Raw genomic sequence first — 13,887 nt, forward strand, 5'->3', positions numbered from 1 at the left:
TACCGGGGCCTGTACATGTCGACGGTTCAGTCTTGCGGCAATGCCCGAATGGTCACCGCAGGTGCAACGCCCGCTGAAATAACCAGACACGAATGGCGCTCGACAGCGGTGTGCTGCGCGCTTCGTCAATGTCGGAAACCAGCGCGGCCAGCGAGATGTCTTTTTCGCGCGCGGCGTCATGCAGCGCTTGCCAGAAGACCGGTTCCAGGCTGATCGAGGTGCGGTGTCCGGCAATGGTGAGGGACCGCTTCTGCGGCCCCTCACTGATAGGATCGGTCATTGAGCGCCCGGTTTAATACATATGCTGCCCGCCATTAATCGACAGCGTCGAGCCGGTGATGAACCCGGCATCCTCTCCGCAGAGAAACGCAACGCCGTTCGCGATTTCGCGCGCCTGGCCGAGGCGGCCGACGGGGATTTTCGCGACGATCTTCTCAAGCACAGGCTCCGGCACGGCGGCGACCATGTCCGTGTCGATATAGCCCGGTGCGAGTGCGTTGACGGTCACGCCGAAACGCGCACCCTCCTGCGCCAGCGCCTTTGTGAAGCCATGAATACCGGATTTGGCCGCTGCGTAGTTCACCTGACCATATTGACCGCCCTGACCGTTGATGGAACCGATGGAGACGATGCGACCGAAGCTGCGCGCCTTCATGCCCGGGAATACCGCCTTCGACATGTTGAAGCAGCCGCCGAGATTCACGTTAATGACGTCTTCCCACATCTCACGGTCCATTTTCAGGAGCGTGCCGTCGCGGGTAATACCGGCATTATTGACAAGGATGGTGACGGGGCCGTGTTTCTCTTCGACGGCCTTCACGCCCGCCTGGCAGGCATCATAATCGGCGACATCCCATTTCATGGCGTCGATGCCGGTTTCTGCCGTAAAGGCCTTTGCCCGCTCATCATTGCCGCCATAATTTGCGATGACGGTCACGCCGTCATCGCGCAGCCTTTCACTGATGGCGGCACCAATGCCACGGCTTCCGCCGGTTACGATGGCTACATGACTGGTCATATCTGTGCTCCCCTTGCTGTTTGTCAATTAACGGCGATTAGCCGGTTTCGATCCATCCGCCGAGTTCGCGTTTCACAAGGCTTGCCAGAAGTTCGATTCCGTGCGCGCGCGCGTTCAGGCACGCGAGATAGGCAAAGTCCGTCCCGCCAGCTTGCATGAACAATTCTTTGCCTTCTCCGGCGATCTCTTCAAGTGTTTCCAGACAATCGGCCACGAATCCCGGTGCAACGACAGCGATTTTCCGTACACCTTCGGAGGGCAGGGCCGCCAACGTCTTGTCGAGATAGGGCTGCAGCCAGGCGGCGGGGCCGAAACGTGATTGAAACACCGTTCTATACGGGCGGGCGAGCTTCTCGCCCAGCAGGCGCGAGGTCTTCTGGCAATGGCAGTGATAGGGGTCGCCAAGACTGAGCGTACGCGCCGGCATGCCGTGGAAGGTGACGATGATCTCATCGGGCTCGAAATCGAGCGCTGCCACCTGATCGTTCACGTCCTTTGCCAGCGCGTCTATATAAAGCGGGTCGTCATACCAGGGCGGCACCGTGCGAAGGCTGGGTTGCCAGCGCATTTTGCCAAGTGTTTCACTGGCCTTATCGATGACGGTCGCCGTCGTCGCCGCGCTATATTGCGGATACATCGGGCATATCAAAATGCGGTCGCAGCCCGCGTCCTTCATCGCCGTCAACCTCTCCGCGATGGCGGGAGCGCCATATCGCATGGCATGATCGACCAAGACACCGGGAAGGGTCGCGGCGAGCGCCGCCGTCTGGTCTTCGGTAATCAGCTTGAGAGGCGAACCGCCCCGCTTATGGTCCCAGATCGAGGCGTAAAGCGCGGCGCTTTTTTTCGGGCGGGTATTCAGGATGATGCCGCGCAGGATAGGCTGCCACGCGATCGGCGGAATTTCGATGACACGCCGGTCGGATAGAAATTCGGCGAGATAGCGCTTCACCGCCGCCTTCGTCGGCGCGTCCGGTGAACCAAGATTGACAAGAAGGACGCCAATTTTCGGGTCGGCGATGGGGGGATGATCTTGCGGTCGAGCCACTAGCGATCCAGGAACGGCATTGTTCTCAACCTGTTACCGGTTGCAGCAAAGACAGCGTTGGCGACGGCGGGCGCAATCGGCGGAACGCCCGGCTCCCCCACACCCCCTGGCGGCGCGTCCGATTCGATGATGTGCACGTCGATTTCCGGCGTCTCCGCCATTGTGAGAAGTGGGTAGAGATCAAAATTCTGCGCGGTCGGTTCGCCGGCCTCAAATTCGATCCGGCCAAATAGTGCCGCCGTCAGCCCGAAAATTATGCTGCCTTCCATCTGAGCGCGGACGATATCCGGGTTCACGACCTGTCCGCAGTCGATGACGCAGGTAACCTTTCTTACAATGATTTCGGACGGCGACGGAATGTTGACCTCCGCGACCTGCGCGACATGACTGCCGAAGCTGGAATGAAGCGCGATGCCCTTGCCCGCATTTTCAGGCACGGCCGCGGCCAGAGTCCCCCGCGATGCCGCCAGCATGAGGACGCGCGCTGCCCGGCCATTCTCGTCCATGTGCCGCAGACGGAATGAGAGCGGATCGAGCCCGGCGCGCGCGGCGAGCTCATCCATGAAGCTCTCGCCGAAAAAGGCGGAGTAGCTATGCTCGACGGAACGCCAATAGCCGAGGGGAACGGGTGTTGGGACATCCACATGCGACACGCTGATATTCGGGACGATATAGGTGCCATCAAAGACGCCCTTTACCATCGCCGCGCTGTCGCCGTCGCCAGCGAAGCGCGGCATCATCCGGCGCATCATGCTTGCGCCAAGGTTGGGCGCCGCCAGTTTCGCCGTCACGACACTGGCGCGTTTGTCCGCGCCGATGCCACCCGTCATGCGGGCCTTTACGGCCGGGCGGTACATATCGTGGGCCATGTCCTCCTCGCGGTGCCAGATGAGCTGGACCGGTCTTCCGACGGCCTTTGCGATGGTCGCGGCCTGCACAGCGGCGTCCACCTCCACCTTTCGCCCGAATCCGCCGCCGATGAAGGTAGGATAGACGCGAACATTGCGGGACGGCATGTCGAGCGCGTCCGCAACTTTCCATGCAACCAGCGTTTGCGACTGGGTGGGGAGCCAGATTTCGGCGCCGTTTTCATTTATCCTGACGGTGGCGGTCATCGGCTCCAGACAGGCATGGGCCAAAAAGGGTACGTTATAATCCGCGACCAGCAGGTCGGCGTCACCAGCAGCGGCGGCAGTATCGCCAACACTCATGAAGGTTTCGCCCGAGGTTTCATCATCAAGCGCAGCCTGCAGATCCGCCTCGATGTCGACACTCTCGGCAAGGACGCCCGATTCATATTCCGTGTCGACGAGGTCGAGTGCCGTGCGCGCTGTCCACCACCGGTTCGCCACCGTCGCATACCATCCTTCGCCTTCGACGACGTCGATCACACCTTGCATCTGCTGTGCCGCCTGGCCGCCGAATGTCGCGCGTTCGCCCGACCCGAGGGGCGCGGCACGAATGGCGGCATATACCATATCGGCCAGCCTGACGTCGGCACCGAACATGGCGCTGCCATTGACCTTCGCGGGTGTGTCAAGCCGAGGCGCGGGCGTACCAATGAGCGGTGGCTTGCCGCGCAGGCGTGGCTCCGCCGGCGCATCGTCAGGATCGATATGGCGCACCAGCTCCGCGAAGCTCGCGCGGCGCCCGTCACCCTCGACAAAGCCATTCACCGTATCGAGTGTCGCCGGATCGACGCCGAACTGGCGTGCGGCAGCCTGAATGAACATCTCACGCGCGGCCGCACCCGCCATGCGCAGGGGCTCCCAAAACGCCTTTATCGATGTCGACCCGCCAGTCGCCTGAAGCTCCAGCCGCTCAACGACCGTGACGGCGGCCCAGCTTACGATGCCAGCGAATAGGGATGGCATTGACGCACCGGCGTCGGCGACGAATCCGCGATTGGCATAGAGCGGATGAAGCGGCGCGGGCTGGACGCCAACCTTTGTCCAGTCGGCCCCCAGTTCACCGGCCAGAAGCTGCGGCAACGCCGTATATACGCCCTGACCCATCTCGGCCTGCGGACAGGCGACGGTAATCTCGCCATCAGCGGCGATTTTCAGAAAGCCGTTGATGAGCGTTTCATCGTCAAAAACCGGGAAATTCAGCGACCGGTGACGGGGCCAGACAGCATAGCCGATAACCAGCCCGGCGGCAGCGCCTGCGCCGATCAGCAGCTTGCGGCGCGTCACGCCCGCCCGTTTGGGGACGACTTCAGCGGCGGTGCGCGAGGATTTCGGAGTCTGTACGTCCATAAGGTGCGGATTAGCGCGCTACGCGCTGCTTGTCTGCACGCGCTTTGGAAATTCGCGGCAGAACCCCGCTCCGCTCAGCCTGCCATCCTCTTGGGCTTCGTGAAGACTTCCGTGACCTCTGGGCGGAAACTTTCCAGACTGTCGCATTCAAACCCGTCGTCAAAGGCCGGGGCGTCCCAATCGTCGACCAGTTTCACGGCGAAGGCGTACCAGTCCTCATTCTTGAACTGTTCGCGCATATCTGTCGCTAAGCCCATGTGATTGTAATAATATTTCCCCTGGAAATGCTGATGCCACTTGATCGCGTGATAGATGTAATCGTCCACATAAGGCTGCAGGATCTCCGCGGCGATCGCGCCATGGTTGGGGATCGACATTGCCTTGCCAAGGTCGTGGCACAATGCCGCCACGACCTCTTGCGGCGATGCGCCTGACCGCCGGGCAAGGGTGGCGCACATGAGGCTGTGCGTCAATTGATCCGCGCGAAAACCGACCTGCATGTCGCCCAGCCGCGCGAGCTGCTCCATAATCACGTCCGGCTGACGCTCCTGTTGATGCTTCGCATGCTCTGCGCCGATGATTTTCCAGTCATCTTCCGTGCCATCGCGCATCGTTTTGAACGCGGCGCGGGCACCTGCGTCCGCCAGATTCATATTGGGGGCTGTCGCCATGATGTGGTTCCTCCTGTCCGAAGTATCGCGTCGAAAGTCGCGCGGCGCAACTTCCCGAAGCTAAGAGGGCGTTTCAGGTGGGGGTCCCGTTCGCCGTACGATCGGCGTCCGCGGCCGCGAGCATGGCGGCCATCTTCTCCCACAATATGTTCATCGCCTTCATGGGACGCACCATGACCTTGAACCGATCAATCCCGCCATCCGGATTCCAGTGGATCATGTCGACGCCGTTGACGTGAATACCATCGATCGTCGCCTCGAATTCCAGCACTGCCGAATCTCCGTCGACGAGGAACTGCACGTAGCGAAAACCGCTGCCCTCAAACACGTGATCCGCCGCGGACAGGTAGGCGAAGGTCTGCTCTGCGCCTTCCTGCGGCGTATGCACGACCGGCGAGAGAAACACGGCATCGTCGGCAAGAAGGCAGCGGAGCGCATCGGCATTCCCGGTCCCGAACTGGTCCAGCCAGCGCTGGAGCCGGAGATCGGAATGTGTGTAAGGGGGCGAAGATAGTGACGTCATGGTGTCCTTCCAATCAGGCGGTGCATGAGGACAAGGCTAAGCCAACGCTCGAATTTCCTGCCAATTTCGGGCAATCGTCCGATCTCTTGAAAGCCCATCTGCTTGTGAAAAGCTATGCTTCCGCTATTCTCGCTGTCCACGCCGCCAGTCATGGCATGAATGCCGGCGGCACTCTGCCTCTTCAATAAGCGCGTGCATCAGGCGCCTGCCCGCGCCCGCCCCGCGTGCGGCGCTGCTGATATAGACGGAATGTTCGACGGTGCGGCTATACGCTGGACGGGCACGGAACGTGTCGAAGGTCGCAAAGCCAATGATCGATTGTTCATCTTCGCTAAGATAATGAGCAACATAGACTGGCCAGCCTGATGCCGTTTTGGCGTCAAACCAGGTGTTCTGTTCGGCGAGCGCACGCGGCCGGTCATCATACCAGGCGGTGGAATTCAGGATCGCGTCATTTACGATCTCAAGGATGGCCGCCATATCCGCGCGTGTTGCCTTGCGGATGGAGAGCCGTTCGCCTTTCGTCATTCGCCACGGTAAAGCGATGCGAACGGCCCACTGCAAGATGGAAGTGAAAACGGGATGAAAGTAAATATCAAAATTGGCTGCACGCCAGAAGAAGCACGCGCTTTTTTTGGCCTGCCTGATCTGTCACCGGTTCATGAAGCCTATGTTGCTCGCATGACGCGCTTTGCAGAGGAAGGCTTGACGCAGGCCGATATCGAATCGGCGATGCAAAACTGGATGAGCGGAATGACGGCCCTGGGCGGTGCCAGCCTGTCCGACCTGCAAAAGATGATGTTCCCCGCCATGGGCACCAAGAGCGATTGAGCGTTTTCAGGTAATGCGTGACGACACGATCTTCGCGCTGTCATCCGGGCAGTTACCGGCCGCAGTCGCGATTATTCGCATTAGCGGGCAAGCGGCGCTTGACGCGCTGACGCTGCTCACGTCGCGGAATGCGCCCGTTCCGCGGCAAGCCTCGCTTATGCAGTTGCGAGATCCTGCGGACGCTACCGCGCTTGATGATGCGCTTGCCATCTGGTTTCCCGGGCCGGCAAGTTTCACCGGCGAAGATATTCTGGAACTGCAGGTGACGGGGAGCGTGGCCCTTGTGGAACATATTCTGGCGCTGCTTGGCAAGATACCCGGCTATCGTTCCGCCGCACCGGGCGAGTTCGCGCGCCGGGCCTTTTTGAACGGAAAGATCGATCTGACGGAGGCGGAAGGGTTGGCGGCCCTTATCGATGCCGAGACGGAATCGCAGCGGCGACAGGCGATGATGGCGGCAGGCGGCACCATGCGGATGAAGGCGGAGAGCTGGCGCGAGCGTCTGCTGTCGATCCGCGCTGACACCGAGGCCGCGCTGGATTTCGCTGATGCGGAAGAGGATGTGGCGGAACGCCTTGCGGCACGAGCGCATGACGATGTTCTGTCGCTGCGCGAAGAAATGCAGGCCGTGCTGTCGCGCGCGGCAGGTGCGCGCCGGATCAGGCGCGGTGTCACCATCGCCGTGACCGGTCCGCCGAACTCCGGTAAATCAAGCCTTGTCAATATGTTGTCCCAAAGTGACGTCACTATTGTATCAGATAGGGCGGGGACCACGCGCGATGCAATCGACGTGCCGCTGGACGTGCATGGATATCGTGTCACGCTGGTCGATACTGCCGGGCTTCGTGAAGTCACGGACGACGCCATTGAAGAGGAGGGCATGAGGCGAGCCCGGGTTCGTGCCGCTGACGCCGATTTTCGGCTTCGGACGCTTGGCGATGAGGAAGAGGGTGGCGGCATATCTGACGCCGACTTCATCGTTCGAACGAAGACTGATTTGGGACGAAACGTCTCGCCGGGTGAGATTGGCATCTCCAACATAACGGGCGAGGGGATGGACGCGCTGCTCGGCGCCATTGCCGATCGCATAGCGGGCGGCGTAACAGCGGATATGATTGTCACGACTTCGGCGCGGCAGACAGAATTGTTGGCCCGTACGGTTGACGCACTTGTACTTGCCGAAGCGGTGGACGATCCTGTATTGCTCGCGGAGCATTTGCGGGATGGGGCACTCGCACTTGGCGCCCTGACCGGTTTCGACACTGCGGATGAAATCCTCGGTCAAATTTTCAGCCGGTTCTGCGTAGGGAAGTGATGTTTCACGTGAAACATAGAATGATCGAGCGAGTTGAGGGCGGCTAGTGCGCAACGCATATGATATTCTGGTCGTTGGTGCAGGGCACGCAGGCGTGGAGGCCGCGGCGGCGGCCTCGCGGCTTGGTGCGCGCGTCGGTCTTATGACGCTTTCTCCGGATGACCCCGGCACGCTTTCATGTAATCCAGCCATTGGAGGATTGGGCAAAGGCCACATTGTCAGAGAAATCGATGCGTTGGGTGGTGTGATGCCGGGCTTTTCCGATCGCGCGTCAATAGGCTATCGGCTATTGAACAGGAAAAAGGGTCCCGCGGTCCGCGGTCCGCGCGCTCAGGTCGACCGCCGACTTTATGCCGCGGCGACACAGGCCTGGCTCGCCGCGAGCAGTGTCGATCTGATCTGCGGAGAAGTGACAGCGATCAACATAGCAAAGGGGCGCGTGGGCGGGATCGTACTTGCGGATGGCGCGCTCATCTCAGCCGTTGCGGTGATTTTGGCGACGGGCACATTTCTCGGCGGGCTGATGTTCGAAGGTCACCGGCGCGATAAAGGTGGGCGGGCAGGCGGACGGTCCGCGTCGACATTGTCCCTGCAACTTCGGGAGTTAGCGCTGGGCGTACGTCGCCTGAAAACAGGGACGCCGCCTCGGATCGCCGCAAAATCCATAGACTGGACGCGTGTCGACTGGCAGCGACCCGATGCCGAGGCGCACTTCTTTTCGGCGCTGACCACTCATGTACAGGCGCCGCAGCTGTCTTGTGGGATCACCAGAACATGTCCCGAAACACATGCGATCATCCGGGAAAATCTATATGAAAGCGCGACCTTTAATGGCGACATTGAAGGAAGCGGGCCGCGCTATTGCCCTTCTATAGAGGATAAGGTCACGCGCTTTGGCGATCGTGACGGGCACCAGATCTTTCTGGAGCCGGAGTCTCTGAGCGAAGGCCTGATCTATCCCAATGGCATTTCGACCGCGCTGCCACGCGCTGTTCAGACGAAATTCCTGCAGACGATCCGGGGGCTGGAACGCGCCGAGATTGTGCGGCCCGGATATGCGGTCGAATATGATTATCTGGACCCGCGCGGTCTCGGGCATGATCTGCAATCGAAGGAAGTGCCGGGCTTGTATATGGCTGGGCAGATTAACGGTACGACTGGATATGAAGAAGCGGCGGGTCAGGGGCTGGTCGCGGGTGCGTCCGCCGCCCTTGCCATGATGGGGAAAGCGCCGCTCCGCCTGGACCGTGCAAATGCTTATATTGGCGTCATGATTGATGATCTGGTGACGCAGGGCGTTAGCGAACCCTATCGCATGTTTACCTCTCGCGCCGAGTTTCGCTTATCTCTACGGATCGACAATGCGCATCGACGACTGACGCCAACGGCCATGGATGTCGGTCTCGCCGGGCCTGAAATCTCGTCATGGTTCCATGGGCATCGGGCCGCATATGACGATGGGCGTGCATTGCTCGAAAATACAAAACTGACACCGAGCGAGATGGGGGAGGCCGGACTGGATGTTCGTCAGGACGGCGTACGCCGCACCTTGTTTGAATGGCTTCGCTTCCCGAACGTCGAATGGTCGGATGCTTGTGCGCTTCTTCCCGCGCTCGGTGATCTTGACGATGCGCTCGCGGAAACACTCAGTGTAGATGCAGATTATGACCAGTATCTGCGGCGGCAAACTCATGATGTCGCGAGTTTCAGAGCCGAGGAGGACCGGCGCCTACCCAGCGATTTGGATTATAAGGCGCTTCCTGGACTTTCAAACGAAATGGCCGAGCGGCTGGAGGTCTCGCGCCCGGTCAGCCTTGGTGCCGCCTCGCGTATCCCCGGCATCACGCCTTCAGCGCTTACCGTTCTTCTCGCTCATGTGAAGCATGCCGCCTGACATGCCGGATGTTTCACGTGAAACAGAACAGAAATTCACACGCTACATCGAAATGCTTCACGAGTGGCAGGCGCGGATGAACCTGGTCGCGCCGTCGACGCTGCCGCACGCACGTCAACGGCATATCGAAGATAGCGCCCAATTGATCGATCTTATCCCCAGAAATTTTCAGGTCAGATGCTGGGTTGATTTCGGGTCGGGGGCGGGCTTCCCGGGAATTGTGGCGGCGTTGATGGTGTCGGCAGATGTGCATCTGATCGAGTCGCGCACGAAGAAATGCACGTTTCTACAGGCCGTTGTCGATGAACTTGGGTTGCGGGACCGGGTGACTGTACACAATCAGCGCGCCGAAACAATGACCGCACCGAAGGCCGATATCATCAGTGCGAGAGCGTGCGCGGCGCTTCCGACGCTATTTGACTGGGGGCATGGCTTTGCGGCACAACATACGTTGTGGCTCCTCCCGAAAGGAAAGGGTGCCGCGGCGGAGGTGGATGCGGCGCGGCGGGAGTTCGACTTCCATGCCGCGTTTCATCCCAGCCGGACGGATGACGAAGCGCGTATCCTGGCTGTGCGGGACGTCAGGCGGAAAGGGAAGCGACGATGAACCAATGCGGTGAACGCTCATGAACATCCTGGCCGTTGCAAATCAGAAAGGCGGCGTCGGCAAAACCACGACCACAATCAATGTCGCGACGGGCTTGGCGGCAAGTGGTCGCCGGGTGTTGATTGTCGATTTGGATCCGCAAGGAAACAGTTCCACCGGACTGGGTATTGGTCAGACGGGGCGGACGTGCACCAGCTATGATGTCTTGCTTGGTGACGCGTCAATTGGCGAGGCCGCACAGGCCACGCGAATTGACGGCCTCGATATCGTGCCCGCGACCGTCGATCTATCGGGGGCGGAGATCGAGCTGGTCGCAATGGAGTCGCGTGTCCACAAACTGGATGAGGCTCTGAAGGCAGCGACTGATGTGGGATATGACTATGTCCTCATCGACTGCCCGCCCTCGCTTGGTCTGTTGACGGTCAATGCGCTTGTCGCAGCCGATGCGCTCATTGTTCCGCTGCAGTGCGAATTCTACGCCCTTGAAGGGCTGAGCCAGCTATTGAAGACCGTTGAGCGGGTGCGGTCCGGATTCAATGCGCGTCTGCGGATTCTTGGCGTCGTACTCACCATGTATGATCGCCGCAATCGTTTGTCAGAGCTTGTGGCGGAAGATGCAAGAGCCTGTCTGGGTGACGCCGTTTTTACAACGAACATCCCACGCAATGTGCGCCTGTCGGAGGCACCTTCGCACGGCCTTCCGGCCCTGATCTACGATCATCGCTGCGCGGGATCGGAGGCGTATATCGCACTGTCCCGTGAAATTCTGGGCCGGGTTGAACCCACGGTACTGGCAGCATGAGTGAAGATCCGAAAAGCGGCCTCGGGCGCCGACGCCCGGGTCTGGGCCGCGGCCTGTCGGCGCTGCTGGATGAAGTTGGGCCTGGTCTTGGCGAGGATAGCAATGCTGCGGTTCCCGGCGGCGGTTTTCGCGGGCAGATGGTGCCGATTTCGCGGATTAAACCAAATGCCAAACAGCCGCGCAAACGCTTTGACGAAACCGCCCAGGGCGAACTGATTGAGTCGGTCAGGCGGCAGGGCCTGCTGCAACCCATATTGGTGCGTCCGCTGGATGGCGGAAACTTCGAAATCGTTGCTGGCGAGCGGCGCTGGCGCGCGGCGCAGGCCGCGCAGCTGCATGACGTGCCAATCGTCCTGCGCGACCTATCAGATAGTGAAGCCTTTGAGATTTCGCTGGTGGAGAATATTCAGCGGCAAGATCTTTCGGCGATTGAAGAAGCCGAAGGCTATCGCCGTCTGACCGGCGAATTCGGGCATAAGCAGGAGGAGGTTGCTCGCCTCGTCGGCAAATCCCGCAGCCACATCGCCAATCTGATGCGATTGCTGGAATTACCCGCTGCGGTTCAGGCAATGGTGGATCGCGGTGAGATCGCCATGGGCCATGCCCGTGCGCTTATCGGCACTGACGAACCGGAACGGCTCGCGAAGGAAATTGTCGAGGGCGGGCTGAATGTGCGTGACGCCGAAGTGCTCGTGAAAGGCCCCGGCGGCAAGATCAATTCCCGTCGCAGCGGCGCGGCAGCACAGGAGCGGGATGCCGACCTTGTCGAACTTGAGGCCCACATCAAGGATGCGACGGGCCTGTTGGCGCGGTTGAAATTTGACGGTGAGGGCGGGCAATTGACGATCAGGTACCGCGATCTCGATCAGTTGGATATGCTGGTGGCCCGTCTGACAGCCACGAACATCTGATCTTACGCAAATTTGGTAAAACAAACCCCGCGCTCGCCATTGTTTGCGCGGGGTTTGTTGAATGTCCTCAACTATTTCTTCAGACTGTCCCGTATTTCACGCAGCAGGAGAATCTCCTCGCTTGGCTCGGCGGGTGCCGCCGTGTCCTTCTTCTTCTCCAACTTCTTCACCTGACGAACCAGAATGAAGATGATGAAGGCCAGAATGATGAAATTCACGATGACGGTGATGAACTGGCCATAGCCAAGCATCGCGACCCCGGCCTCTTTCAGCTCTGCATAATTGGTCACGGAGCCTTCATAACCCTCTGGAACAGAACCAAGGATCAAGAAATAGTTGGATAAGTCGACGCCGCCGAAGAGTGCGCCGACGACCGGCATGATAATGTCCTGCGTCAGTGATGTCGTGATGAGCGCAAACGCCCCGGCGATAATGACCGCGACCGCGAGGTCGAGGACATTGCCCTTCATGATAAAATCCTTGAAATCCGAAATCATATTGGGGCTCCCCCTCTCTGAATTGACATGATCAAACTTCAATTAATCGGTCTGGTAACTCGTTAAGATTTGTGCTTCCTGGCGGAAAGTGCTCTGCGAGAACCACACCGGTGATTTCAATGGCTTGTACGAATCCGCCGCCAATGTCACCGGCGCGCGCTGCCCCCAGCATCGCTGCGACCGCATCGCCCCAGATGCCTTCGTCAACCTTCTCGTAAATGCCGTCATCTGCAACGATTTCAGCATGACGATCGAGCCGTGACAGAAAGATAAGTACGCCCGTGCGCGCATCGGTCAGGTGAATTCCGTGCGACAGGAAAGTTTCCATGGCAGCACGGTGAACAGCCGTCTGCCTCAGCGAGGCGGGCGCAAGGCGATAGCGGACTGACCTTATCTGAACGAGCAGCCATGTCACCGCGAACAGGATCGCGGAGCAGGCGACATAAAGTGTCACCATTTCCCGAACCCCGACCTGATCGGAGTCCGACCATCCGAAGTTCAGCCAGGCAGGGTCAAGGATGCCAAACCAAAGCAGGATCGGCGGCATGGTCAGGGCGGCAAGCGCTGCATAGCCGAGCGGCACAACGGCATGGTCGTCCGCAGCTTCCGTGAAAACGCAGAAAATTTCACCGGCCGTGCGGGTTTCCGCATCGGCAATCGCGGCGCTGACACGCTCGTGATCTTCATGGGGAAGTGCCATCGCCTACCAGCCCCCGCTCGCGCCGCCGCCGCCGAAGCTGCCGCCGCCGCCTGAGAAACCACCGCCCGAAAAACCACCACCGGAAAAGCCGCCACCAGATGATCGGCCGCCTGAAAACCCGGGCATGCCCCATATCAGCACGCCGCCCCGCCGCCTGCCGCCGCGCCGCCGCGACATCGACCAGACATTGAAAGCGATGATGACCAGAATCCAGATCAGACCCCAGGGAAAGCCGCCGTCGCCGCTACTTTCGCGTTGATCCCGCGCGGCAGCGTCAGCGGCAGCCAGATTGGCGGCCGCCTCGTCCGCCGGGAGGGCCATTTGTGACGCCAGTGACATCACACCGCTGCGGACACCGCCTTCCATGTCGCCATCCCTGAATCGGGGCAGGATTTCCCTGTTGACGATCAGGAAGCTGAGACCATCGGAGAGCACCCCCTCAAGGCCGTAGCCGACCTCGATGCGGACTTTCCGGTCATTCGGCGCGACCAGCAAAATCGCACCGTCATCGCGCTGTTCATCACCGATTTCCCACGCTCGTCCAAGACGAAAGCCGTAATCTTCAATAGGATAGCCTTCAAGACTGGTGACGGTGGCGACCACAAGCTGCCGCTGCGTCGCCTTTTCAAGCTGTTCCAGCGTGGCGGTGAGTTCAGCCTCGGTTGCGGGTGACAGGATGTTCGCCTGATCGACCACGCGCCCGGTCAGCGCAGGGAAGGTCTGCGCGGCGGCACTGGCGCCGGATATCAGACACAGTGCGATCATCATCAGAACCGCTATGAAATGCGGTCCTGCCTGTTGCCCTCGCGAAA

16 protein-coding genes are annotated in these 13,887 nt (G+C 60.1%); 6 read left to right on the top strand and 10 right to left on the bottom strand.

Annotated features, from left to right (window positions below; all coding sequences use genetic code 11):
- Positions 1-52: 52 nt before the first annotated feature.
- The 7 genes from KCG44_RS03080 to KCG44_RS03115 all read right to left on the bottom strand — a co-directional run bounded on the left by KCG44_RS03080 (position 53) and on the right by KCG44_RS03115 (position 6,046).
- Positions 53-280 (bottom strand): ribbon-helix-helix domain-containing protein, encoded by a 228-nt coding sequence (locus KCG44_RS03080; RefSeq protein ID WP_218444129.1) that lies wholly within the window; start codon positions 278-280, stop codon positions 53-55.
- Positions 281-292: 12 nt separating this feature from the next.
- A complete protein-coding gene (gene phbB, locus KCG44_RS03085) occupies positions 293-1,018 on the bottom strand; it encodes an acetoacetyl-CoA reductase (RefSeq protein WP_218444131.1) in 726 nt (241 codons plus the stop codon).
- Positions 1,019-1,055: 37 nt separating this feature from the next.
- Positions 1,056-2,066, bottom strand: a complete 1,011-nt coding sequence (gene hemH / locus KCG44_RS03090) for a ferrochelatase (protein ID WP_218444133.1) — start codon at positions 2,064-2,066, stop codon at positions 1,056-1,058.
- Positions 2,066-4,324, bottom strand: a complete 2,259-nt coding sequence (locus KCG44_RS03095) for a xanthine dehydrogenase family protein molybdopterin-binding subunit (protein ID WP_218444134.1) — start codon at positions 4,322-4,324, stop codon at positions 2,066-2,068. Before KCG44_RS03095 ends, hemH begins: the two co-directional genes overlap by 1 nt.
- Positions 4,325-4,398: 74 nt before the next feature.
- Positions 4,399-4,995 (bottom strand): HD domain-containing protein, encoded by a 597-nt coding sequence (locus KCG44_RS03100; protein WP_218444136.1) that lies wholly within the window; start codon positions 4,993-4,995, stop codon positions 4,399-4,401.
- A gap of 73 nt (positions 4,996-5,068) precedes the next feature.
- A complete protein-coding gene (locus tag KCG44_RS03105) occupies positions 5,069-5,518 on the bottom strand; it encodes a nuclear transport factor 2 family protein (protein WP_218444138.1) in 450 nt (149 codons plus the stop codon).
- 123 nt (positions 5,519-5,641) lie between these two features.
- Positions 5,642-6,046 (bottom strand): GNAT family N-acetyltransferase, encoded by a 405-nt coding sequence (locus tag KCG44_RS03115; protein WP_218444140.1) that lies wholly within the window; start codon positions 6,044-6,046, stop codon positions 5,642-5,644.
- A gap of 54 nt (positions 6,047-6,100) precedes the next feature.
- Here KCG44_RS03115 and KCG44_RS03120 point away from each other — a divergent pair, with 54 nt between their 5' ends.
- From KCG44_RS03120 to KCG44_RS03145, 6 genes are read left to right on the top strand one after another with little or no spacing between them, the layout of a single operon-like run.
- Entirely contained in the window at positions 6,101-6,349 is a 249-nt protein-coding gene (locus KCG44_RS03120) for a DUF6489 family protein (protein ID WP_218444141.1), read from the top strand.
- 13 nt (positions 6,350-6,362) lie between these two features.
- Entirely contained in the window at positions 6,363-7,664 is a 1,302-nt protein-coding gene (gene mnmE, locus KCG44_RS03125; RefSeq protein ID WP_218444142.1) for a tRNA uridine-5-carboxymethylaminomethyl(34) synthesis GTPase MnmE, read from the top strand.
- Positions 7,665-7,710: 46 nt separating this feature from the next.
- The gene (gene mnmG / locus KCG44_RS03130) at positions 7,711-9,558 is read left to right on the top strand and encodes a tRNA uridine-5-carboxymethylaminomethyl(34) synthesis enzyme MnmG (RefSeq protein WP_218444144.1); all 1,848 of its coding nucleotides are present in this window, start codon (positions 7,711-7,713) and stop codon (positions 9,556-9,558) included.
- Position 9,559: 1 nt separating this feature from the next.
- Complete coding sequence (gene rsmG / locus KCG44_RS03135) at positions 9,560-10,165, top strand: 16S rRNA (guanine(527)-N(7))-methyltransferase RsmG (RefSeq protein ID WP_218444145.1); 606 nt, start codon at positions 9,560-9,562, stop codon at positions 10,163-10,165.
- Positions 10,166-10,184: 19 nt separating this feature from the next.
- Positions 10,185-10,967, top strand: a complete 783-nt coding sequence (locus KCG44_RS03140) for a ParA family protein (protein ID WP_218444146.1) — start codon at positions 10,185-10,187, stop codon at positions 10,965-10,967.
- Complete coding sequence (locus tag KCG44_RS03145; protein ID WP_218444147.1) at positions 10,964-11,878, top strand: ParB/RepB/Spo0J family partition protein; 915 nt, start codon at positions 10,964-10,966, stop codon at positions 11,876-11,878. Before KCG44_RS03140 ends, KCG44_RS03145 begins: the two co-directional genes overlap by 4 nt.
- Before the next feature lie 71 nt (positions 11,879-11,949).
- On the opposite strand, the gene mscL is transcribed toward KCG44_RS03145, so the two are convergent.
- From mscL to KCG44_RS03160, 3 genes are read right to left on the bottom strand one after another with little or no spacing between them, the layout of a single operon-like run.
- Positions 11,950-12,375 carry a large conductance mechanosensitive channel protein MscL gene (gene mscL, locus KCG44_RS03150; protein ID WP_218444148.1) on the bottom strand — a complete coding sequence of 142 codons (426 nt, stop codon included), beginning with the start codon at positions 12,373-12,375 and terminating at the stop codon, positions 11,950-11,952.
- 31 nt (positions 12,376-12,406) lie between these two features.
- On the bottom strand, positions 12,407-13,075 hold the full coding sequence (locus KCG44_RS03155; protein WP_218444150.1) for a TPM domain-containing protein: 669 nt from the start codon (positions 13,073-13,075) through the stop codon (positions 12,407-12,409).
- Positions 13,076-13,078: 3 nt separating this feature from the next.
- A complete protein-coding gene (locus KCG44_RS03160; RefSeq protein ID WP_218444151.1) occupies positions 13,079-13,843 on the bottom strand; it encodes a TPM domain-containing protein in 765 nt (254 codons plus the stop codon).
- Between the last annotated feature and the right edge of the window lie 44 nt (positions 13,844-13,887).

It is taken from the genome of Pacificimonas pallii (genome assembly GCF_019204005.1).
In the GTDB taxonomy this organism is placed as follows: domain Bacteria; phylum Pseudomonadota; class Alphaproteobacteria; order Sphingomonadales; family Sphingomonadaceae; genus Pacificimonas; species Pacificimonas pallii.